Below are 22,598 nucleotides of genomic sequence, written 5' to 3'. Positions count from 1 at the left end.
CACTAGCTCTTCGTTATTTTTGGCAGTACACATAAAAACATTTTAGTGTCCGATGAATGTAAAAAAGCCCTGAATAAATTCAGGGCTAACAAAATCTTTAAAATAGCTTTAGAAGCGGCGCTGTAATTTTGCAGCCAGCATAATACTGGCGGCCAGTTCTTCTATCGATTTATGTGTGGTATTGGTAAAGGGTATATTAAATCGGCGAAACATTTCTTCAGCTGTTGAGATTTCACGGCGGCAGTTATCACGGCTGGCATAACGGGAGTCCGGACGGCGTTCCGAACGGATATGGTGTAAACGGTCTGCTTCAATTGTCAAACCATATAGTTTTTGCCGAAATGGCTGCAACATTCTCGGCAACTCGCTGCTTTCTAAATCTTCAGGTATGAGAGGATAATTGGCGGCACGGATACCGTACTGCAACGCCAAATAAAGACATGTAGGAGTTTTGCCACTACGGGATACACCCATCAGAATGACATCTGCTTTCTGTAATTCGCGGTCAGTAATTCCGTCATCATGATTAAGCGCAAAATTAATTGCCTCCATACGCTTATCATAGCGTTCTGTATCATGCATGCCATGAGTACGCCCAATAGAGTGATTAGCTTCTGTAGCCAGTTCATCTTCAAGCTCTCCAATAAAGGCATCATAAAAACTCATGTGCATGCCAGCACTGGTTTTAATCAGTTTGCGTACATTTTCATCAACAATACTGGAAAATACCAACGGTCGTGCTTCACATTTGCTGGCAGCGGTATTAATCAGGGCAACAATTTCCTTTGCTTTTGCTTCGGTGTCTACAAACGGATAAGTAGCCCGTTTAAATTCTATATTGTCAAACTGATTCAGTAAGGCCAGCCCCATACTTTCAGCTGTGATTCCGGTGCGGTCAGATACAAAAAAAACTTGGCGAACTGGTTTCATAATTATTTACACAAATTTAATTTAAAAAGTCGGTAGATAAAAGCCGATGGTCAGATATTGTAAATGAAATTGGCTGAGGACAGCTGTTTTAGAATTAGCTTTTTTTCCACATTCAGCCCAAATAAAGTTAAATCAGACCGAACCTGCCAGAAATCAGCAATAAAATGCAGATTTAAATCAAAAATATCATAATTTTAGATTTATGTTGTTGAAAGGGTAATTAAAATGCAATATTTGTCCAAATAATTGATAATAGAATCAAAATATTTATTCATTCAACAGCTTGTGATTTACACACATTTGACCAAAGATAAACAATGCTCACATAAAGTAGATAAATAGCCAAAAATACATGACATTTTATACTTGAATAGTTAGAATAGGCCGTCTTCAACTTTCCCCACTCCACATTGGATAACCATCATGGCCGGTAATAACGTAATCTGGTTTGAAAATTTGCGCATGACCGACGTTGAAAGCGTCGGCGGCAAGAATGCTTCTCTTGGCGAGATGATTTCACAGCTCACCGAAAAAGGTGTGCGTGTTCCCGGTGGTTTTGCAACCACAGCAGAAGCCTACCGCAAATTTTTAGCCTACGAAGGTTTGAGTGAACGCATTAGCAGTGAACTCAAGGCGCTTGATGTCGATAATGTTGCCGAGCTGGCAAGAGTAGGTAAACAAATCCGTCAATGGATTATGGATACTCCTTTCCCGCCTGAGCTGGAAGCTGATTTACAGGCGGCATGGGAAAAAATGGTGGCTGATGCCGGTACAGATCAGATTTGTGTGGCTGTACGCTCATCCGCCACTGCAGAAGATTTACCTGATGCATCCTTTGCCGGACAACAGGAAACATTCTTAAATATTAGTGGTTATGATAATGTCAAAGAAGCTATGCACCACGTATTTGCTTCTTTGTATAATGATCGTGCCATTTCTTATCGTGTTCATAAGAATTTTGCCCACGACATCGTAGCTCTGTCTGCAGGGGTACAACGTATGGTGCGCTCTGATAAAGGCGCATCCGGCGTGATGTTTACTATGGATACTGAGTCTGGATTTGATCAGGTAGTATTTGTAACATCATCATATGGTCTGGGCGAAACCGTTGTACAGGGTGCCGTAAATCCAGATGAATTTTATGTGCACAAACCAACATTAAAAGCCGGTCGTCCTGCCATCTTGCGCAAAACCATGGGTTCTAAACTGATTAAAATGGTTTTCACAGAAGATGCACAGGCGGGCAAATCTGTACAGACTGTAGATGTAGAACCTGCTGAGCGGAAAAAATTCTCTATCAGTGCCGAAGAAATTACTGAGCTGGCACAATATGCACTGATTATTGAAGAACATTATGGTCGCCCAATGGATATTGAGTGGGGACGTGATGGTATTGACGGAAAACTGTATATTCTTCAGGCTCGCCCTGAAACCGTAAAATCTCAGGAAAATAATAGCCGCGTTTTGCGTCGTTATCAGATTAATGACAAATCTACCATTCTGGTAGAAGGCCGCGCTATTGGTCAGAAAGTAGGTCAGGGTAAAGTACGATTGGTTAAATCCGTTGATGAAATGGATAGAGTTTTACCGGGGGACGTGCTGGTTACTGATATGACCGACCCCGATTGGGAGCCCGTGATGAAACGTGCTTCAGCCATTATTACCAATCGTGGCGGACGTACTTGCCATGCTGCCATTATTGCGAGGGAGCTAGGTATCCCAGCCGTAGTCGGTTGCGGTAATGCGACTTCTGCATTGCAGGACGGTCAGGAAGTAACCGTATCCTGTGCTGAAGGTGACACTGGTTATGTTTATAAAGGCTTGCTGAAGGTAGATATTAATGAAATACCTTTAGATAATATGCCTGAATCACCTGCTAAAATCATGATGAACGTGGGTAATCCAGAGCTGGCGTTTAGCTTTTCAAACTTGCCGGGCTATGGTATCGGGCTGGCCCGTATGGAATTCATCATTAACCGTCAGATCGGTATTCACCCGCGTGCTCTGCTGGAATTTGACCAGCAGGATGAGCAGATGCAAGCTGAGATTACAGACCGCATAGCTGGATATTCCTCTCCGGTAGATTTTTATGTAGATAAAATTGCCGAAGGTGTAGCTACATTGGCTGCTTCAGTTTATCCGAAAAAAGTAATTGTGCGCATGTCTGACTTTAAGTCAAACGAATATGCCAATCTACTGGGCGGTAACAAATACGAACCTCACGAAGAAAATCCGATGCTGGGCTTCCGTGGTGCGGCCCGTTATGTATCAGAAGATTTCAAAGATTGTTTTGCGCTTGAATGTAAGGCACTCAAATACGTTCGTGATGAAATGGGCCTGACCAATGTCGAAATCATGATTCCGTTTGTACGTACTTTGAAAGAAGCGGAAAATGTAGTACGTGCATTGAAAGACAATGGCTTGGAACGCGGTAAAAATGGTCTGCGTCTGATTATGATGTGTGAATTGCCTACCAATGCTGTACTGGCTGAACAATTCCTGAAATACTTCGATGGATTCTCTATCGGCTCTAATGATATGACCCAATTAACTTTGGGTGTGGATCGTGATAGTGGTGGTCCGATTGCAGGTACGTTTGATGAACGTGATCCTGCTGTTAAAGTGATGTTTAGTCTAGCTATTCAGGCTTGCCGTAAGTTAAACAAATACATTGGTATTTGTGGACAGGGACCATCAGACCATGCTGATTTCGCCAAGTGGCTCATTGAAGAAGGTATTGAAACGATTTCTCTCAATCCTGATACTGTGATTGAAACTTGGTTGTATTTAGCAAAAGAATTGAAAAAATAAGTTTTCAATTGATTGAATGCAAGGCCGCTAATTATCAGCGGCCTTTATCTTTATCTGTTCAAGCCGATACGGTATTTTAGGTATTTATAATTAAAGTACATATCATTAAATATTACATATTTATCCTGATTAATCCGGCTACATATCCTTGGACTAGGGCTTTACTATTTAACTGGAATTGGTAATTTAAATCGTATCAAGCAAGCATTGTATCTGTAAAAAAACTATTAGATTTCTATTTGAACTCATTGGTAAATTTATTTATTACTATCATTTTAATTTTTAAAATAAAAAGTATTAGCTTAATGCATATTAAATTAGAAATTTTAATAAAGCGGAAAACTGATTCTAAATTGCAATGAAAGTTTAAAAACTCAATTTTAGATGTAAGCGGGTTTAAAAATCCGGTTAATTATGATAATAACTATCTGTTTTGTAGATATAAAATAGATATATTTAAAGATAAATATTATTTATTCTTATTTTTGATCATTGTCAGGGTATTTAATATCAAATTGGTAGGAATAATTAATATATGATTAGAATACATTTAGGTTCATAGTCTGAATATAAAAAAGTTGTAGAAAGGGTAACTATATTTAAATTTGCTAAAAGCCTGGTGATTTTATTGCGCATGAAGCAATTTAATCCATTGCTTTTATTATTGTCTAAATTTCCATAAGTTTTTATCTTAGGCTATATATTAGTTATTATTGATTTCTAAAAGCTATATTATGAATCAGAATGATAAAAGACAGATCTAGGTGAAGGTAATCTGCTTTTGGGTTTTACCTTTACATAAAAAAACAGATAGCTTATTGGCTATCTGTTTTGAAAGAAATTATTATTTTTTGTCCTTCTTGTCTTTATCCGCTGTTTTTGCAGGTTTTTTGGCTGCTAATCCCAATGACTGATTCCATTTGACCGGATCTTTGACTAAGTCCAATGCTGCTTTTAATTGAGCATCCTTGGCTGGATTGGGGTCTCGACGAGCAAGCCAGTCTTCTTCATCCTTTTTCTTTTTACTGTCTTTTGATGCGTCAGTATTTTTAGCGCCGCTATTTTTGGAGTTGTTGGTAATTGATGTATTGTCTTTGGCATCTTTAGTACTGTCTTTATCAGCAGTAGTATCATTTTCATGTAAGGCTGCTTCGCTAGCTGAAGCAGAAGACGTGGATTTTTTCTGTCCGCCCAATAGATCACCATTTACTTCTTTACCACCCAGCGGATTGCTCAAATGTCCACCCAAATCAGCCTCGCGGCTTTCGTATGTGCGGTTTTTATCTTTAACCTCTACATCGGGTACGATACCTTGTGCTTGTATGGAGCGGTCATTAGGGGTGTAGTACAAGGCTGTAGTCAGTTTAACAGCACCGCCGTTGGACAAAGGAATAACAGTCTGAACAGAGCCTTTGCCGAAACTCTGCGTACCAACAATTACAGCACGCTTGTAATCCTGCAAAGCGCCAGAAACGATTTCAGATGCAGAAGCAGTTCCTGAATTAACCAAAACCGTTACAGGAATGCTTTTAAGCTCATCCGTCAGATTAATGAGCGGATCGTTACCTTTAACCACATAATCTTTAGGAATCGTTCGTAAAACCATTCCTTCTTTTTTATCGCGGTTTTTAGTGCTGACTACTTTTACTCCAGGTTTTAGAAATACAGCGGAAACACCCACTGCACTGTTCAATAAACCGCCTGGATCGTCACGTAAATCTAATACCAAACCTTTTAGTGGTGCCTTATTCTGTTTGTTCAGTTCTTTAAGAGCATCAGCCAGCAAGCTGACCGTGTGTTCCTGAAACTGGGTAATGCGCACATAGCCGTAATTTGGTTCCAGTAATTTAAAGCGAACACTTTTTACTTTAATAATAGCGCGGGTGAGGTGTACTACAATGGGCTGAGTTTCATCTTTACGAGCCAGAGTCAGTGTGATACTGGTGCCTGGTTTACCTCTCATTTTTTTAACCGCTTCAGTGGCTGTCATGTTGCGTGTAGATTCATTGTCAATTTTAACAATGTAATCACCGCTTTTAATACCTGCACGATCGGCCGGTGTATCTTCAATAGGCGCAACAATTTTAATCAGTCCGTCTTCTGAACTGATTTCCATACCTAAACCACCAAATTCACCAGTAGTGCTTTCCTGTAGATCGGAATAATCTTTTACCGTTAAATATTCTGAGTGCGGGTCTAGGTTATTAACCATGCCTTTCATAGCACCTTCTAGAATCGTATCATCGGTTTTATTCTCAACATAATTGGCTTTTATTTGTCCATAAACTTCAGCCATTGTATGCAAAGATTGTACGGGTAATGCTTCGGATTTTTCATTGGCATAGCCCTGTATGCTCAGGGTTAGAATCACGCCACTGAAAGCGCCTAATGTATATAAAGCAGCTTTTTTAAATCGGGAATTAGCCATTATTTCTGTTTTTCTTTCTGATAGCGACAATGATTCAGGTCTAAAAAACCTGTTTGTAAGGGTGATTCATATATATTATTCAGGCCAAAGTTTACATCATAATGTAAGTACAGGTAATAGTGCGCTATATTCTATTTCAGCGCAGCCATGATAATGGGTTCATTGCCTGATTATGATAACGGATTTCAAAGTATAGTCCATTCTGGCCATCTGGTAATTTACCACTTATACCAATGTTTTGACCAGCGTCTATCGTATGATTGGCCGTGACTCCTATTGATGCTAAACCGGTGTAAATGCTGATATAGCCTTCACCATGATCGATAATAATTGTGTTGCCATATCCCTGTAAATAAGCTGCATAAGCTACGGTGCCACTGGCTATACTATGCACAACGGCGTTATTACAGGCAAAAAACAACCCTTTCCAGATACCGCCATTAGGTCTACTTTCACCAAATCTTCCAGCAATGGTACCGCTTACCGGTCGTGGAAGACGACCTTGTTTTTGAGCCAGGCCTTTGATTAATGGTGAATTAATGTTATCTGTAGCCTGTAATGCCATATCTTCAGCGGTTAATGTTGAAGATGATGTGTTGTGAACGGACTCTGTGCGTTTAACAGAGTTGGTAGATGTTTTGGGTGGCTGAGGTTTTTCTATTTTGCCTGAAATTTGTTTACTAGGTTTACTTGTTTGTGCCAGACGACGCATGGTTGCCTGTGCTGATAATCGGCTCAGCAAATTATTTAGACGCTTTTCAGCAGCCTTGAGTGATTGCAGCTGTTTATTTTGTACTGTTAATTGCTGACTTAATACTGTGGATTGACTTTGCTGACTTTGATGCCGTATTTGCAGTTTGTTAATCACTTGCTGCTGCTTCTGGCGTAATTTTGATAGCTCATTTTGCTGTTTTGCTACTGCCTGTTGCTGCTCACTCATACGCGTCTGTTGCTGCTGTAAACGTTGAATCACACGTTCGTTGGCCTCATTCAGATAGCGTATATATTGTAGTGAGCGGCCTTTTTTGTCTGTCGAATCCTGTTTGAGTAGCAGATATACACTGTTTGGTTGGCGATTACGATAATGAGCATTCAGTAAGCGTGCAATTTGAGTCTGTGTTTCGGCTATCTGTGTACGTGTTTTATCCAGACTGGTTTGCAGTGTTTCTAATTGACGCATACTGGTTTGTTGCTGTTGCCTGAGACGCCCCAATTCATTCCTAGCTTGATTTAGCTGCTGGCTGGTTGCTGCCATAGAGGCATCGATTTTTTTCTGCTCAACAGTCGTTTTGCTAATCTGATTCTGAGTAGCTGATATGGCCTGATGTACCTGTTTCAATTCGCTACCAGGTTGTATTTTTTGATTGCTGGCAGCTATGGCAACAGAAGTGGCCATACAATAACAGGTTAGAGAAAGACAGAGAAAAGTTTTCATCAGATGTGTGTAAATTCAATCAGATTGTGCCCCGTCATCTCTGATGGAGGGTTTAGACCGAGTACCGCTAACAAGGAAGGTGCCACATCTTTTAATGCTCCGCCGGTATGAATGGTGGCTTTTCGGCCAATATATATAAAAGGCACCGGTTCTACTGTATGCTGGGTATGTGGCTGTTGATTTTTTTTATCAAACATGTGCTCGCAGTTGCCATGGTCAGCAGTGATTATTACTTCACCGCCAGCAGCCAGAGTTGCTTCTACCACACGTGCAACACAGCTATCCAATGTTTCCACTGCTTTGACGGCAGCATCCAGCGAACCTGTATGTCCAACCATGTCACCATTAGCAAAATTGCAGATAATGACGTCATGGCGATGATGTTGCAGACTGTCTATGATTTCTTCAGTGATCCCAACAGCACTCATTTCTGGTTGCAAATCATAGGTGGTAACTTTAGGAGAAGGAATCATAATGCGTTCTTCTCCTATATACGGTTCTTCACGTCCGCCACTGAAAAAATAGGTCACATGAGGATATTTTTCAGTTTCGGCAATGCGCAGCTGGCTTAGTCCTTGTTCAGCCAGAAATTCACCTAGTCCATTACGCACAGATTGGCGGCCAAACATTACCGGATGAGGAAACTGCGCACCATAGGCTGTGATGCTGGCAAAGTAGCCAGGCTGTACTGTGTGCTGACGTTGGAAACCGGTAAAATTTTCAAAGGTAAGCGCCTGAGTTAATTCACGCGCACGGTCGGCGCGGAAATTGAGAAACAGTATCGCATCGCCGTTTTTCAACTCTGCATCAGGACTCACTATTGTGGGTTTGACAAATTCATCCTGTTCACCACGCGCATAGGCTGCTTCAAGTGCAGAAATCGGTGAAACAGCATGATAGGGTGCATCACCAAATAAAGCATTGTAAGCTGCTTCGACTCTGTCCCAGCGATTGTCACGATCCATGGCATAAAAACGCCCGACTATGGCACCGCATATTACCTGCGGATGCAGCTGCATATATTCTTGCAAACGCAATAAATAGGGATGTGCACTTTGGGGAGGAGTATCACGACCATCCAGAAACGGATGCACTACTATTTTTTGCATACCAGCTTCAATAGCCGCGTCTATTACTGCAAAAAAATGCTCAATGTGACTATGTACGCCCCCATCTGAAAACAGACCAAGCAGATGCACAGTATGATTAGGAGTCTGCCATGCTTCTTGCAAAACAATGTTTTTTTTCAGGCTGTTATCTTCAATCGCCATATCAATACGGGTGATGTCCTGAGGGACAACTCGGCCGGCACCAATATTCAAGTGTCCTACTTCTGAATTACCAAACTGCCCCATGGGTAGACCAACCATGCGCTCAGATGCATCAATTGTGCCATAAGCGTAGTGCTGACGATAATTATCGATATGTGGTGTATGTGCCAGTAAAATAGCATTGTCATCACCATCGGCACGATGGCCGAAACCATCCAGAATTAAGAGAACGACAGGTTTGGTTAATGACACAATTGGCCTTTCTGTGATGGTGGGTTGTGTATTCTGACAAAAGTGCCAGTATTATCCAATAGAGTTTGGCTAAGAAGGATGGTATTAAACCAGCTTTAAAGTAAGATAGAATTATAGCTAAAAGCACTGGCTTGAGAAACAGCTGGACAGACCCAATTTAACGATAAATTAATTATATCTGGTTTGATTTTATTTTTTTATGGATATGCAAAATATGGCTGCTCAACGTGGCACTTCTTTCAGTTTTTCTCTGGCCAATCATTTTTTGATTGCAATGCCAGCAATGGAGGATCCTTTTTTTAAAGAAAGCGTGATTTATCTGTGTGAACATAGTGCCGATGGTGCCATGGGTATTATTGTAAATAAGCCTTCACCGATTATGATGGATTTGCTATTTGACTCTGCTAAAACCCCAACGCCGGAACGGTTCCATGGCCAAAATGTTCTGATGGGCGGCCCAGTTCAGGTAGACAGAGGCTTTCTGGTTCACACTCCGGCCGGTTCATGGGAAAGCAGTTTGATGGTCACTGATGATATTGCTATGACAACGTCTCGCGATATTATTATGGGGCTCACTCAGGAAAATGAGGTAGATAAGGCTGTGGCCACTATCGGTTATTCAAGCTGGTCGGCAGGGCAGTTGGAGCAGGAACTGGCTGATAATAGCTGGATTACTGCACCTGCAGATATGCAAATTTTGTTTGATATGCCCTATAAACAGCGTTATAAGGCCGCTTTGCAGTTGCTGAAAATTGATATTACCAATCTGAGCGGGCTGGCAGGACATGCCTGATTCACTTTTATCTCCGTTAAGAAGTGGGACGGTTCTTGGTTTTGACTATGGATTAGCACGAATCGGTGTAGCAGTAGGAGAGGCGGAATTGTCGACCGTACATCCGCTGGAAACTATTACGCTTATCAGCAATGAAGAACGATTTATACGTATTGCTTCTCTTATCAAAGAGTGGCAGCCAAAGGCTCTGGTTGTTGGATTGCCAACTCATGCTGATGGTGCTTCAGATGAGGCGACGGCACAATGCCGGCGTTTTGGTAATCGCTTGCATGGGCGTTTTCAATTATCCGTATATTGGGTAGATGAGCGCTGGACATCAGCCGTGGCTGATAGTTTGCTCAGTGAAGCTGGTATTTTTGGAAAAAAACGTAAGCAAGTTTTAGATCAAGTGGCTGCACAGGCTATTTTGACAACGTTTTTCAGTTCCGGCGCTTGTAAAGCCAAATTGGTTGAATAGGTGAGGTTCTGATACATTTTTTTATTACAAATCGATTCCAATATTAGAGTTTCTCCAGAAAACTGCACTTCTGAATTTTCTTTTCTTTCATTTTTTTGTTAATCATCTACTTAGCTGGCGAAAAATGCCGGTATATTCTCTGTCGTGAATATACAGCAGTTCACATTATTTGGTTTTATTTTTGCGAAACCGGGGATAAACTTAACCTCAGTAAATAGAGAAACAGTTTAATCAGACTAGGACGCATAATGAGCACAGATAGCAGTATCAGCTTAGATACAATGGAGGCCAGCACTAAAGCCAATATTCTTGCCGAGGCTTTACCTTATATCCGGCGCTTTTCCGGCGTAACCATGGTAATCAAATACGGTGGTAATGCCATGACAGATCCACAACTGAAAGAAAGTTTTGCCAAAGATGTAGTTTTACTGAAACTGGTAGGAATTCATCCAGTAATTGTTCATGGGGGTGGCCCACAAATTAATGATCTACTTCAAAAAATAGGCAAAGATAATCAGTTCATTCAGGGTATGCGGGTGACAGATAACGAAACCATGAATATTGTTGAAATGGTACTTGGTGGCTGTGTAAATAAGGAAATTACTTCTCTTTTAAACCAGCATGGCGGACATGCAGTAGGTATTACAGGACGGGATAACCATTTTATCAAAGCTAGAAAACTATATGTCTCTACCCCTGAAAACGCCCGACAGGATATCGGGCAGGTTGGAGAAGTAGAGTCTATTGATACTGCGCTGATAGAGGAAATGGTCGAACACGGCTATATACCTGTAGTGGCGCCGGTAGGGGTAGGTGAGCAGGGCGAAGCTTTTAACATTAATGCAGATGTGGTGGCAGGCAAATTGGCAGAGAGCCTGCAAGCAGAAAAGCTGATTATGCTAACTAATACCATAGGTGTACTGGATAAAAATCAACAGTTATTAAGCCGTTTAACACCGGCAGATATTAATGCATTAATCGCGGATGGTACCTTACAAAATGGTATGTTACCCAAAATCAATGCTACCTTGCAGGCTGCCATGCATGGCGTGCACAACACGCACATTATTGACGGACGTGTGCCACATGCACTGCTGCTGGAGATATTCACCGACAAAGGTGTGGGTACTATGATTCTTGGTCAGAATGAGCAGGCTTAATAGTGCTAATTTAGGTGCCGACAATATTTAATTGTTGTGTAATTAAATATTTAATTTTTTTTATTGGTATAATTGTTCAAAAAGCTTGACACTAAAATTACAAACGCTATAATTTCGCCTCATTCCCTGATAGCTCAGTCGGTAGAGCGACGGACTGTTAATCCGCAGGTCCCAGGTTCGAGCCCTGGTCGGGGAGCCAGTTTAAAAAAAGCACTCATTTATTTGAGTGCTTTTTTCATTGTGGACGTTTTATCTGTTATTCGCCAACTTTAATTAGTTTCACATTGAAGATTAAAACACTGTTAGGTGGAATAGCGCTTGTCGGACTTTGTTCTCCATAAGCAAGATTTGCCGGAATATAAAATGTATAGTCACTGCCTTCAGACATCAGCTGCAGACCTTCAGTCCATCCAGGTATGACACCGTTAAGTGGGAAAGTGGCTGGCTGATTATTACGCTGTGCTGTGCTATCAAATACTGTGCCATCGATCAGGCGCCCTTCATACTGAACAGTTACCATATCGCTTGCTTTCGGCTTTTTACCACTACCTTCATGATTGACTTTATATTGCAAGCCAGAAGCAGTAGTAGTAACCCCAGGTGCAGTTTTATTTTTGGCCAGAAACTCATCTCCAGCTAATTGAGGGTTACGGGTGGCTGATGTGGCTGAAGAAGCAGCTACCGGCTCACTACTATTATTTTTAAAACCGTTGTCCGCAAAATTGCAGGCTGATACAGCAAGCAAAGTTGTGATACCCATAATAGTTAAAGACAAGCTTTTCATAATTTCTCTTTAAATGTTGAAGGAAAAGCAATTATAGCCAGCCATCCACAAAAAATAAATTTACTCATCAAGCCTCGAAATTTTAAATACAAAAGTAGAAGTTGTAGGTAATATTTTATTGTGATGAATTTGCTTATTTGAATAAATATCAGTTTAAAACTAACGCATTTCATTTTTTCAGAACTTACGAAATAGAGTTATCTGTGTGAAAATGCAGACACTGTTTAGCTGAAAATATTGTTCTTCTTAATAACGTCGTAATAACGTATCAATAGATCATTACAATCTTCCTTTTATTAAATTCACACTTGTTTATCTGTTCTTAAGTACAGAAATTTGATAACTGTTGTCTTTGCGAGACCATATGCTTTTATTTACACTTATGTACCTAAATTAATATTAGAGCAAATATAACTTCCGAATATCTATAAATCGTTAAAACAAAATTGTTAATATAACAAGAAAAAAATTATATTAACCAGAATTATGGCAGCTTTGAAGTGTAAGCATGCGAAATGGAAAGAGAAAAATATGGATTTGGGATTGCTTCGCGACTGAATGATGTCAGTTCAGCATTTTGCAGGTATTCTTACCAGCAGTGTTAATTGAATGTTGATAATGGCTTGACATCATGAGAGCATGCAGAATAGAATTGCAACTTATAAGAAGAGGTCAATTCTAAATCTATGTTTAATGTTTGCTGTGGCAAAGTTAAACCAAATCGACTTTCAATAAAATACCCTTACCTTTCTTTTGCATACACCCATGCATTTAAGGCTTGGTAACAGGAATTATTATGAGTTTTCGGACTCATCTTATCTTAAATTCTAATAAATAAGTTCATTTAAATCTTTATGCACGTTTCTGAATTACAAAACTTACATGTGTCTGAGTTACTGGGCATAGCTGATGAATTTGGCATTGAAAATGCCAACCGTTTGCGTAAACAAGATCTTGTTTTTGCGATTGTACGCATCAAAATGAAGCAGGGAGAAGCTTTTACCTGCTCTGGTACCCTGGAAATTCTTCCTGATGGCTTCGGTTTTCTGCGCAGTATGGACACATCTTATCTGGCTGGGCCGGATGACATCTATGTCAGCCCCAGTCAGATTCGACGTTTCAATCTGCATACCGGTGATACGATTGAAGGCAGTGTACGTGTACCTAAAGATAACGAACGTTATTTTGCATTGGTGCGACTGGATAAAATCAATGGTGATGACCCAGAGGTATGCAAGCATAAAATCCTATTTGAAAATCTTACGCCATTATTTCCGGATCGTCAGTTTGTATTAGAACGTGATATCCGTTCAGGAGAAAATCTGACCGGCCGTGCTATAGACCTGATTGCTCCCATTGGCTTCGGCCAACGTGCTTTACTAGTAGCACCGCCGAAATCTGGTAAAACCGTAATGTTGCAAAATATTGCCCATGCAATTACAGCTAATTATCCAGATGCAGAGCTGCTTGTTTTGCTGATTGATGAACGTCCGGAAGAAGTAACAGAAATGACGCGCTCCGTACGTGGGGAAGTGGTTTCTTCTACCTTTGATGAGCCCGCTACCCGCCATGTACAAGTAGCGGAAATGGTAATTGAAAAAGCTAAGCGTTTGGTAGAGCATAAAAAAGATGTAATTATTCTGCTGGATTCAATTACTCGTCTGGCACGAGCCTATAACACTGTCATACCTGCTTCAGGCAAGATTTTGACTGGTGGTATTGATGCCAATGCATTGCATCGCCCTAAACGATTTTTTGGTGCCGCACGTAATGTGGAAGAAGGCGGTTCATTAACGATTATTGCTACTGCTTTGGTTGAAACCGGTAGTCGCATGGATGATGTAATTTACGAAGAATTCAAAGGTACGGGTAATATGGAATTGCATCTGGACAGGCGTATGGCAGAAAAACGTCTATTCCCGGCCATCAACATCAATCGTTCTGGGACGCGTCGTGAAGAACTGCTGGTATCAAATGAACATCTGCAAAAAATGTGGCTGCTGCGCAAGTTTTTGCATCCAATGGATGATATTGAAGCTACCGAATTCATCATTGATAAATTGAAACAGTCCAAAAATAATGCAGACTTTTTTGATTTAATGCGTGGTAGTAAATAGTCAAATAATACCTTATTAAGCCGTGTTTTAATCTGTAAACACGGCTTTTTTATTTTTGATATTTAAATACTGATAAAAAGCCATACTGATAAATACAGTATGGCTTTTTAATATCAGACTGAACAATATTTAAACAGTAAATGATTCTGATAATTATAAATGCATAAAATCGTGTTGGAACTACTTAAAGTCTAAGTTCATGCACATGAACACCATTAGCATCGACAGCGAGATAGCCTCCATAATTTTCAGCCCAGTCTTGTATAACATAACGTTTGAATAACTGATTATTCAGTTTAGATTCATGTACGGCAGGGCGGTGAGTGTGGCCATGAATCAGCGTTGGTAAGGAATCTTGAGCATGGTTTTCCATCAGTTGCTGGATGGCACTTTCAGTGACATCAGAGATTTCACTTTTACCTTCATTATTTTTACGTGTCTCACTCATCTGACGAATTTGTCCGGCCAGTAATCTCCGTTCTGCTATGGGTTTGCTTAATACGGCCATCTGCCATAATGGATTACGTGACTGCATACGAAATTGTTGATAGGCTACATCATCGGTACATAGCTCATCTCCATGCATGATAATATAATCATGACCATAAAGATTAATTTGTTGTGGTGCATTTAATAGCCGGATACCGCTTTCAGCTGAAAATTTTTCTCCCAGCAGAAAATCACGATTGCCATGAATAAAATAAATCGGCGTGCTGGCAGTAAATTCTTTCAGCTCTTTTTTGATGGTGCGGATAAAATCACTGTCATCATCATCGCCAATCCAGACATCGAAAAAATCTCCCAGAATATATAAGGCATCAATTTTTCCCTGCCATTGTTGTAAACAGCGCTGAAAAAGTTTATTTAATGGCGGAGTTTGTTCTGACAAATGTAAGTCTGAAATAAAAATAGTGGTGTTCATGGTTTGTCGATTTAATAATATCAGGCTAAAAATTCAGTGTACTTTGCTGCGTCGAAGCCAACAAGTACGCGTTGTTTATTATTTATTAATACAGGACGCTTGATTACTGAAGGTTGATTCATCATCAGCTGTATGGCCGCTTCATTGCTGCAGAGTGCATCCTGCTGATCGATGGCACTTAATTTACGCCAAGTGGTACCTTTACGATTAATAAGGGTTTCTTTAGGTATTTGTGTCAGCCAAAATTGGATATCTGAAGCTGTGGGAGGTGTTTTTTTGAAATCGATAAATTCAGCATCAATTTCATGCTCTTGTAGCCACTGACGCGCTTTTTTTACCGTATTACATTGGCTGATACCATATATCCGAATACTCATAATTAAGACCATGTAAATGTACAGACGAATATTATACCGGTTTGCTCTGACGAGCTTAAGTGTTGGTTTGTTGCATGCAGATTGTTTTTAAACTCACGATATAGAGTCTGCATTGCTAATCTGGCATATTGGCAGTATGCTTAAATCAGTGCAAAAATATTATTTTATGAGGAAAGACGGTATGAAAAAAATCAGTTTATTATTTGCCGCCAGCCTGCTACTGGCCGCCTGTAGTGGCAAACAAGAGGCGAGTAATAGTAATTTTACAGATGCAATTAATGAATTTGGCAAAAATGATAAGGTATGTCTGGCGGTAAATTTGGTACTAGACAACGCTCAGGGTGGAATTAATAATATGATTACTCTGGGAAATAAGGAAATTCGGATTGCCAGAAAAAACAGTGATGGAGAGAAAGTCAATAAAACAGCTCTCAAACAAATGGATATTCTGACTGATGCAGATTTATACGAACAAGGAAAAGATGTCACATTAAATGTAAATGGTGGACCAGATATTCCACAGGCAGTGTATTACCGGACCAGCAAGGGTGAAGCTAATGTGCTCAACAGTGCTCAGGGTAGTCTACTTTGCCTTGGTACACAAAAGGTAGATAAAATTGTGCTCTTTACTGAACCCACACCAGCCAATGGTATGACTATATCCAAGGTGGTCTATGATGCCAAGTTGGTACCGGAAAAATGGGCTGAAAATCTGATTAAAACCACTGATGAAAACTGGTGGAAATCTTTACAGGAACCACAACGGCGTGCTGCGATATTAGTCTTGACTGATAAAGGGTGGAAGGATGAACGTGCACTACATTGATTGTAATAAAATCAATAGAATGCAAATGGATTTTCACTGATTAATTGTTTGAAAAGTTAGATAATTGGTTATCTGGCATTACGCATATAGATTAAAATTTGATTTGGCACTAGCGGATATTAAAAATCTCCAGATTTTTATTTAATCTGGAGATTTTTACACGATAATAACAATGGTAGTTGTTTAGTACTTATACTACGGCTTCTTCTTTACGTTTAGGTGGTTTAACCAGATTTTGTCGGTTCAAACCAAACATCAGCAGTAACGGACTGGCTACCAGTACTGAAGAATAGATACCAAATACAATGCCAATAGTTAAGGCCATGGCAAATCCATGCAGTGCCGCTCCGCCAAAAACGAGCATGGAAATAACCATCGCTTCGGTAGAACCATGCGTAATAACTGTCCGGCTCATGGTGGCGGTAATAGCATTATCTATGATTGCCGGTACACTTTTGCCGCGCATATGGGGTTTGCGAAAGTTCTCGCGGATACGGTCGAATACCACTACTGATTCGTTCACTGAATAACCAAGCACAGCCAGAACACCTGCTAGTACAGTAAGTGAAAATTCCCAGCGAAATAAAGCGAAACAACCCAGAATAATAACTACGTCGTGCATATTAGCAATGATGGCGGATACGGCAAAACGCCATTCAAAGCGCATGGATAAATAGATAATGATGCCTAGAACAACCATGCCCAGAGCAAGCAGCCCATGTGTTACCAGCTCTTCACCTACCTGTGGGCCGATAAATTCTACCTGTCGTAAGCTTACGCCTTCCTGATGCTGTTTAAGCAGATCCATTACCTGATTAGATAACTGAGCGGAGGACATATTAGCTTTGTTGGGTAAGCGAATCATAAGTTGTTTATTGGTACCAAGCGCCTGTACCTGAACTTCACCCAGTTTTAGTCCGTCCAGCTCAGTGCGAATCTTGTTTAAATCCGCACTCTGCTGAAACTCCACTTCCATTACGGTACCGCCAGTGAACTCAACTGAAAAATTCAATCCGCGTGTTACCAGAAAAAATACAGCCAGAATAAAAGTAATTAGTGATATCGCCGTTGTTAGCTTGCCATAGCTCATAAACGGAATGTCACGTTTGATTTTGAAAAATTCCATAATTATTTAAGCCTTGTTTTTACTGGTAGAGGCATTATCAGCAATCCAGATGTGGCCGATGGATAGGGTTTTTAATTTACGTTTGCGCCCGTACCATAGATTTACAATGGCACGTGAAACTACCACAGAGGAATACATTGAAGTCAGAATCCCCAGACAGTGCACTACAGCAAACCCACGTATGGGGCCGGAACCAAAAATCAACAGAGCCAGACCAGCAATCAGTGAAGTGATGTTTGAGTCTACAATTGTGTGCCATGCATGATCATAACCGGCATTGATTGATATCTGCGGTGTATTTCCATGGCGCAATTCTTCTCGAATGCGCTCATTAATTAATACATTTGAGTCAATTGCCATACCAAGTGTCAGGGCGATAGCGGCGATGCCCGGCAGGGTAAGTGTGGCTTGCATTGCAGACAGAATAGCAATCAGAAACAGCAGATTACAAGACAGGGCAATCACTGAAAACAGGCCAAACATGCGATAGTAGAGCATCATGAATACAGCAACTACTACAAAACCCCATAATGTAGAGTGAAATCCCTTACTGATGTTTTCTTTACCCAGTGACGGACCAATGGTACGTTCTTCGATAATTTTCATTGGCGCAGCCAGAGAACCAGCACGCAACAGCAGGGCAGTATCATTGGCTTCGGCTATGCTCATGTTGCCGGAAATGATAGTTTTGCCACCCGGAATAGGTTCATTGATTACCGGTGCAGTTATAACTTCGGCTTTACCTTGATCAATAAGTACCATGGCCATGCGCTTACCTACATTATTTCGGGTAAGGTCTGCGAAAATACTTGCACCGGTACTGTCAAAGTTCACACTGACTCCGGGTTGCCCTCTGTCATTGAAACTTGCTTGTGCATCATTAATGTTATCGCCAGTTAGTTCAACCTGCTTGCTCACCAATGTGGGAGCTCCATTACCAGCAGAAGGTAATAGTTCATAACCATCCGGATTGTGTCCTTGAAGTGCCTGCTGATAAAGATTGGGATCGTCACTAACCATACGCACTTGCAGGGTGGCGGTACGGCCAATGATATCTTTGGCTTTAGCTGTGTCTTGTACACCTGGTAACTGTACGACAATTCGGTCAGGGCCTGCCTGCTGAATGACAGGTTCTGCCACGCCTAGCTCGTTAACACGGTTGTGAAGGGTATTGATGTTTTGGGTCACTGCATCAGTGCGGATTCTAGCCAGCGCGGTATTGCTCAGACTGACGATTAAACGGTCACCGTTTTGAGTAAGTGTGGCATCGTTGAGATATTTTTTCAGACCAGATGTTGCATTGTTGGCGTCACTGGTTGATTGAAAAGGGATGGTCAGTGTTTGTCCGTTTTTAACAATATTGCCGCTGCGAATTTGTAGTTTACGCAGTTGACGACGAATATCGCCGGCATAGCTGTCTAAGGTCTTGTCTACGGCTGATTCCATATCAACCTGCATGGTAAAGTGCACACCGCCGCGCAAGTCTAGCCCTAGAAACATAGGCTTGGCGTGAATTTTTTCCATCCATTCCGGCGTGTTGGCCAGCAGATTTAAAGCCACGATATAGCCATCTCCAAATTGAGAAGCAATGGCATCACGTGCTTTAAGCTGAGTTTCTGTATCGCTGAAACGAACTTTTAGACTACCATCGGTAATAAACATACCCTGATGCTGTATATGTGCAGCTGCCAGTGCTTGTTTAACCGTGTTTTCAGTCTGCTCGTTAATTGTAATAGCTTGACGGTTGGTAGAGATTTGTACTGCTGGTATCTCGCCGAAGAAGTTTGGTATGGTATAGAGCAGCCCCAAAACTATGGTGACGATGATAAGCAGATATTTCCATAAAGGATAACGATTCATATTTGCTGCCTTACTTGCAGACTGTTGTTTTCAATATAAGTAAAGAAAATAAAGGCCGCAACTGAAACGTTGCGGCAGATAACAGGCTTTATTCTGGTGCCTTGCCACTGATGGCATTGCGCTCAAATTCAACTTCTACTTTCGGTGCGATTTCAATGGTGAAGTATTGATCGTTTACTTTAGTAATTTTGCCGACCATTCCAGCCAGTGTAACTACTTTATCGCCTTTTTTCAGCTCAGTTAACATCTGCTGATGTTTTTTATGTTTGCTTTGCTGCGGACGAATAATCAGAAAATAAAATACAACTAGAATTAATAAGAGAGGTAAAAACTGCATCAGGCTACTTTGTGTACCGGCAGTGTTGGCAGCATAAGCAAAATCAATCATGGGCTTACTCCGTGTGATTCAGGTAAATAACACTATTAAACCCGTTATTGTAATCTGCAATGATGATTTTATCCAGTTTTGTACAATGTATTGTCTGAATCTTTAGATTCAGATGCTTATGCTGGTTACAGCAGGTCTAATACTGCCATAGATGTGGTTTTTTCTGCAGTGACGATAAAATGGTCGAGCAAGCGGATATCCAAAAGGTTAAGTGCTGCTTTAATCTGACGAGTAAGCTGGATATCTCCTGATGAAGGCATAGTTGATTGGCCAGGGTGATTATGTGCCAGAATAATCGATACTGCATGGTGGCTCAAGGCAGCAGCAGCTACTTCGCGCGTATATACTCTGGCTTCATTGATGGTACCTCGGGCAAGCTCAATGGTATGCATTAGCTCATTGCGCTGGTTTAGTAGTAAGGCCACGCAAACTTCTACTTTTTCATGCCCTATAAGCAAACGTAGAAAATCTGCGACTGTTTCAGGCTGGGTGAAAACCGGACGGCAATGTATTTCTTCTGCCAGCATGCGTCGGCTGATTTCACGAATAACAGCAAATTGGGTATAACTGGCTACACCCATGCCATGGTACTGACAAATTTGCTGACAGTCTGCCTCAAGTAAAGCACGCAGACTGCCTGTTATGGCAATTAGCTCTCGTGCCAAATCAACAGCACTTTTCCCCCTCGTTCCTGTACGCAATAATATGGCCAATAATTCTGTATCGCTGAGTGCACTGGCACCCTGCTTGAGCAGTTTTTCTCTTGGACGATCGTGTTTAGGCCAGTGTTTGATACTCATTTTTTACGATTATGTCATTTAAAGACGAAATCATAATATAACTTTGTAATAAAATAAATTGGTTTGCTGTTGTGTTGGTTAGGGTACCGGATGTTGAAATATTTATATGCGAGATTGTAATTTAATCCGTATTGTTATGATAACGATCATGTGCTTGTTTAAAATGATTTTGTATCAATTGATTTGGTTTTTTATCAAACAGGCTGAATAGCACAATTGCTATTGAAGCAAGCAGAAAGCCCGGGATAAGCGAATAAATATTAAACCACTTGAAATTGATCCACAAAAGTACGGTTATCGCCCCTGTAATCATACCGGCCAAAGCGCCATTACGTGTCATTCGTGACCAGAATACTGAAAAAATTATGATTGGTCCGAAAGCTGCTCCAAAGCCGGCCCATGCGTGGCTGACCAAATCCAGCACGCTGTTATCCGGATTAATTGCTAATAAGATGGCAATGACTGAAACCAATAACACCATGCTTCGTCCTACCCATACTAGCTCTCTTTGCTTTGCTTTAGGTCTAAAGTAAGAGCGATAGAAATCCTCAGTGAGGGCGCTGGAACAAACTAGTAATTGGCAACTCAGGGTACTCATTACTGCAGCGAGTATGGCGGCTAGGATGATGCCAGCTATCCATTGATTAAAAAGCAATTTTGACAGTTCGATGAAAATACGTTCATGTTTACCGTGGCTAACTAGATAATTAAGTTCAGGATGCCGGGCAAAAAAGGCTATGCCGAAAAAGCCAACGGTAACCGCCCCAGCCAGACATAAAACCATCCATGTCATACTGATGCGACGAGCATTTTTCATCACTTTATGTGAGTCAGCAGCCATGAAGCGGGCAAGAATATGCGGCTGCCCGAAGTAGCCCAGACCCCAGCCTAGCAAAGAAACAATTGCAACCGAATCCATATGGGCAAATAAATTAGTGTAGTCGTGATTTAAGGAGTGAATATAGGCAATTGAATCCGAAAGACCGCCGGCATTTATTATTACCATAATAGGTGTTAAAACCAAAGCGAACATCATTAAACTGGCTTGAATAGTATCTGTCCAACTTACAGCTAAAAAACCACCGACAAAAGTATATATGATTGTCGCACCTGCTCCTGCCAGCATAGCCCAGCCGTAACTCATTCCAAAGGTACTTTCAAATAGTTTGGCACCGGCAACTACCCCTGAAGCACAGTAAATGGTGAAGAAGATAAGAATAATCAGCGCTGAGATAATACGTAGTAAAGAGCTATTGTCATCAAAACGGCGTGCAAAATAATCTGGCAGTGTCAGAGAATTATAATTAATTTCAGTAAATACTCGGAGACGACCAGCAATCAGTAACCAGTTTAAATACGCTCCGATAATCAGGCCAATGGCTATCCAGCTCTGTGATATCCCAAACAAAAATACAGCTCCCGGCAGACCCATTAGCAGCCAGCCGCTCATATCTGAAGCTCCGGCTGAGAGTGCAGTAACAATACTGCCAATTCGACGTCCCCCTAAGATATAATCGCCGAAATTTTGCGTTGAACGATATGCAAAAAATCCAATCGCTATCATTCCTACTATGTACACTGCAAAGGTGACAATCATTGGTAAGGACATTTTTTTAAAACCTGTTTATGTATATGGAATATGATATCAGTTTTGGTAAAGGTAATATGCCTAAAATCAGGAGGTTTATTTGAAACAATTTACAGAATTGTTTATATGTCTGCAAAAGATACAGATAGTAAAATCAGGGCAATGTAATAACCATTGTTTTATTGGACACTGATTATGTGCATCCGGATAGTTTCAATTTATCCTGCATAGGTTCGATACCAGAAGTATATAATACTTTACATATATATATTC

General features: G+C 40.9%; 18 protein-coding genes and 1 tRNA gene. 7 read left to right on the top strand and 12 right to left on the bottom strand.

The genetic code is table 11. The features are described from left to right. Window positions 1-108 precede the first annotated feature (108 nt). Window positions 109-930 carry a pyruvate, water dikinase regulatory protein gene (locus J3U64_RS00970; protein ID WP_100140146.1) on the bottom strand — a complete coding sequence of 274 codons (822 nt, stop codon included), beginning with the start codon at window positions 928-930 and terminating at the stop codon, window positions 109-111. Between the two features lie 423 nt (window positions 931-1,353). On the opposite strand from J3U64_RS00970, the gene ppsA reads away from it, so the two are divergent. Then, window positions 1,354-3,741 (top strand): phosphoenolpyruvate synthase, encoded by a 2,388-nt coding sequence (gene ppsA / locus J3U64_RS00965; RefSeq protein ID WP_267407997.1) that lies wholly within the window; start codon window positions 1,354-1,356, stop codon window positions 3,739-3,741. An 844-nt stretch (window positions 3,742-4,585) separates the two neighbouring features. Here ppsA and J3U64_RS00960 read toward each other — a convergent pair. The 3 genes from J3U64_RS00960 to gpmI form a co-directional block, all read right to left on the bottom strand. Next, the gene (locus J3U64_RS00960) at window positions 4,586-6,169 is read right to left on the bottom strand and encodes a S41 family peptidase (RefSeq protein WP_267407996.1); all 1,584 of its coding nucleotides are present in this window, start codon (window positions 6,167-6,169) and stop codon (window positions 4,586-4,588) included. A gap of 136 nt (window positions 6,170-6,305) precedes the next feature. Then, window positions 6,306-7,565, bottom strand: coding sequence for a murein hydrolase activator EnvC family protein (locus tag J3U64_RS00955; protein WP_267407995.1), 1,260 nt, complete (start codon window positions 7,563-7,565; stop codon window positions 6,306-6,308). Window positions 7,566-7,603: 38 nt separating this feature from the next. Further along, window positions 7,604-9,127: a 2,3-bisphosphoglycerate-independent phosphoglycerate mutase gene (gpmI, locus tag J3U64_RS00950; protein WP_267407994.1), complete on the bottom strand. Its 1,524-nt coding sequence runs from the start codon at window positions 9,125-9,127 to the stop codon at window positions 7,604-7,606. Window positions 9,128-9,341: 214 nt separating this feature from the next. Between gpmI and J3U64_RS00945 the strand changes: the two genes are divergently transcribed. The 4 genes from J3U64_RS00945 to J3U64_RS00930 all read left to right on the top strand — a co-directional run bounded on the left by J3U64_RS00945 (window position 9,342) and on the right by J3U64_RS00930 (window position 11,736). Further along, complete coding sequence (locus tag J3U64_RS00945; protein WP_100140246.1) at window positions 9,342-9,920, top strand: YqgE/AlgH family protein; 579 nt, start codon at window positions 9,342-9,344, stop codon at window positions 9,918-9,920. Next, entirely contained in the window at window positions 9,913-10,377 is a 465-nt protein-coding gene (ruvX, locus tag J3U64_RS00940) for a Holliday junction resolvase RuvX (protein ID WP_267407993.1), read from the top strand. The genes J3U64_RS00945 and ruvX overlap by 8 nt, the downstream gene beginning before the upstream one ends. A gap of 248 nt (window positions 10,378-10,625) precedes the next feature. Continuing rightward, on the top strand, window positions 10,626-11,537 hold the full coding sequence (gene argB / locus J3U64_RS00935; RefSeq protein WP_100152523.1) for an acetylglutamate kinase: 912 nt from the start codon (window positions 10,626-10,628) through the stop codon (window positions 11,535-11,537). Between the two features lie 123 nt (window positions 11,538-11,660). Then, a tRNA-Asn gene (locus J3U64_RS00930) sits at window positions 11,661-11,736 on the top strand. 57 nt (window positions 11,737-11,793) lie between these two features. Here J3U64_RS00930 and J3U64_RS00925 read toward each other — a convergent pair. Further along, the gene (locus J3U64_RS00925) at window positions 11,794-12,297 is read right to left on the bottom strand and encodes an FKBP-type peptidyl-prolyl cis-trans isomerase (RefSeq protein ID WP_257381268.1); all 504 of its coding nucleotides are present in this window, start codon (window positions 12,295-12,297) and stop codon (window positions 11,794-11,796) included. An 878-nt stretch (window positions 12,298-13,175) separates the two neighbouring features. Here J3U64_RS00925 and rho point away from each other — a divergent pair. Further along, the gene (rho, locus tag J3U64_RS00920) at window positions 13,176-14,438 is read left to right on the top strand and encodes a transcription termination factor Rho (RefSeq protein WP_100140154.1); all 1,263 of its coding nucleotides are present in this window, start codon (window positions 13,176-13,178) and stop codon (window positions 14,436-14,438) included. Between the two features lie 184 nt (window positions 14,439-14,622). Here the strand turns inward: rho and J3U64_RS00915 are convergent, their stop codons facing one another. Continuing rightward, window positions 14,623-15,360, bottom strand: a complete 738-nt coding sequence (locus J3U64_RS00915; RefSeq protein ID WP_267407992.1) for a UDP-2,3-diacylglucosamine diphosphatase — start codon at window positions 15,358-15,360, stop codon at window positions 14,623-14,625. A gap of 20 nt (window positions 15,361-15,380) precedes the next feature. Next, complete coding sequence (locus J3U64_RS00910; RefSeq protein WP_267390271.1) at window positions 15,381-15,737, bottom strand: Spx/MgsR family RNA polymerase-binding regulatory protein; 357 nt, start codon at window positions 15,735-15,737, stop codon at window positions 15,381-15,383. Between the two features lie 181 nt (window positions 15,738-15,918). On the opposite strand from J3U64_RS00910, the gene J3U64_RS00905 reads away from it, so the two are divergent. Beyond that, window positions 15,919-16,563 carry a hypothetical protein gene (locus tag J3U64_RS00905; protein WP_267407991.1) on the top strand — a complete coding sequence of 215 codons (645 nt, stop codon included), beginning with the start codon at window positions 15,919-15,921 and terminating at the stop codon, window positions 16,561-16,563. A gap of 190 nt (window positions 16,564-16,753) precedes the next feature. Here J3U64_RS00905 and secF read toward each other — a convergent pair whose 3' ends face one another. The 5 genes from secF to putP form a co-directional block, all read right to left on the bottom strand. Continuing rightward, complete coding sequence (gene secF, locus J3U64_RS00900; protein ID WP_267390273.1) at window positions 16,754-17,689, bottom strand: protein translocase subunit SecF; 936 nt, start codon at window positions 17,687-17,689, stop codon at window positions 16,754-16,756. 6 nt (window positions 17,690-17,695) lie between these two features. Further along, window positions 17,696-19,549 carry a protein translocase subunit SecD gene (gene secD / locus J3U64_RS00895; RefSeq protein WP_267407990.1) on the bottom strand — a complete coding sequence of 618 codons (1,854 nt, stop codon included), beginning with the start codon at window positions 19,547-19,549 and terminating at the stop codon, window positions 17,696-17,698. A gap of 88 nt (window positions 19,550-19,637) precedes the next feature. Then, window positions 19,638-19,937 (bottom strand): preprotein translocase subunit YajC, encoded by a 300-nt coding sequence (gene yajC, locus J3U64_RS00890; protein WP_100140160.1) that lies wholly within the window; start codon window positions 19,935-19,937, stop codon window positions 19,638-19,640. A gap of 125 nt (window positions 19,938-20,062) precedes the next feature. Next, on the bottom strand, window positions 20,063-20,737 hold the full coding sequence (gene radC, locus J3U64_RS00885; RefSeq protein WP_267407989.1) for a RadC family protein: 675 nt from the start codon (window positions 20,735-20,737) through the stop codon (window positions 20,063-20,065). Between the two features lie 121 nt (window positions 20,738-20,858). Next, the gene (putP, locus tag J3U64_RS00880) at window positions 20,859-22,346 is read right to left on the bottom strand and encodes a sodium/proline symporter PutP (RefSeq protein WP_267407988.1); all 1,488 of its coding nucleotides are present in this window, start codon (window positions 22,344-22,346) and stop codon (window positions 20,859-20,861) included. Between the last annotated feature and the right edge of the window lie 252 nt (window positions 22,347-22,598).

It is taken from the genome of Snodgrassella sp. B3800 (assembly GCF_026535865.1).
GTDB classification, from domain to species: domain Bacteria; phylum Pseudomonadota; class Gammaproteobacteria; order Burkholderiales; family Neisseriaceae; genus Snodgrassella; species Snodgrassella alvi_E.
This window is presented reverse-complemented; position numbering and strand designations above follow the sequence as displayed.

What these genes read in the sequence shown, in the direction of transcription:
- J3U64_RS00970 (WP_100140146.1), bottom strand. Translation starts at nt 930, where the DNA reads ATGAAACCAGTTCGCCAAGTTTTTTTTGTATCTGACCGCACCGGAATC.
- ppsA (WP_267407997.1), top strand. Translation starts at nt 1,354, where the DNA reads ATGGCCGGTAATAACGTAATCTGGTTTGAAAATTTGCGCATGACCGAC.
- J3U64_RS00960 (WP_267407996.1), bottom strand. Translation starts at nt 6,169, where the DNA reads ATGGCTAATTCCCGATTTAAAAAAGCTGCTTTATATACATTAGGCGCT.
- J3U64_RS00955 (WP_267407995.1), bottom strand. Translation starts at nt 7,565, where the DNA reads ATGGCCACTTCTGTTGCCATAGCTGCCAGCAATCAAAAAATACAACCT.
- J3U64_RS00945 (WP_100140246.1), top strand. Translation starts at nt 9,342, where the DNA reads ATGGCTGCTCAACGTGGCACTTCTTTCAGTTTTTCTCTGGCCAATCAT.
- ruvX (WP_267407993.1), top strand. Translation starts at nt 9,913, where the DNA reads ATGCCTGATTCACTTTTATCTCCGTTAAGAAGTGGGACGGTTCTTGGT.
- argB (WP_100152523.1), top strand. Translation starts at nt 10,626, where the DNA reads ATGAGCACAGATAGCAGTATCAGCTTAGATACAATGGAGGCCAGCACT.
- J3U64_RS00925 (WP_257381268.1), bottom strand. Translation starts at nt 12,297, where the DNA reads ATGGGTATCACAACTTTGCTTGCTGTATCAGCCTGCAATTTTGCGGAC.
- rho (WP_100140154.1), top strand. Translation starts at nt 13,176, where the DNA reads ATGCACGTTTCTGAATTACAAAACTTACATGTGTCTGAGTTACTGGGC.
- J3U64_RS00915 (WP_267407992.1), bottom strand. Translation starts at nt 15,360, where the DNA reads ATGAACACCACTATTTTTATTTCAGACTTACATTTGTCAGAACAAACT.
- J3U64_RS00910 (WP_267390271.1), bottom strand. Translation starts at nt 15,737, where the DNA reads ATGAGTATTCGGATATATGGTATCAGCCAATGTAATACGGTAAAAAAA.
- J3U64_RS00905 (WP_267407991.1), top strand. Translation starts at nt 15,919, where the DNA reads ATGAAAAAAATCAGTTTATTATTTGCCGCCAGCCTGCTACTGGCCGCC.
- secF (WP_267390273.1), bottom strand. Translation starts at nt 17,689, where the DNA reads ATGGAATTTTTCAAAATCAAACGTGACATTCCGTTTATGAGCTATGGC.
- secD (WP_267407990.1), bottom strand. Translation starts at nt 19,549, where the DNA reads ATGAATCGTTATCCTTTATGGAAATATCTGCTTATCATCGTCACCATA.
- yajC (WP_100140160.1), bottom strand. Translation starts at nt 19,937, where the DNA reads ATGATTGATTTTGCTTATGCTGCCAACACTGCCGGTACACAAAGTAGC.
- radC (WP_267407989.1), bottom strand. Translation starts at nt 20,737, where the DNA reads ATGAGTATCAAACACTGGCCTAAACACGATCGTCCAAGAGAAAAACTG.
- putP (WP_267407988.1), bottom strand. Translation starts at nt 22,346, where the DNA reads ATGTCCTTACCAATGATTGTCACCTTTGCAGTGTACATAGTAGGAATG.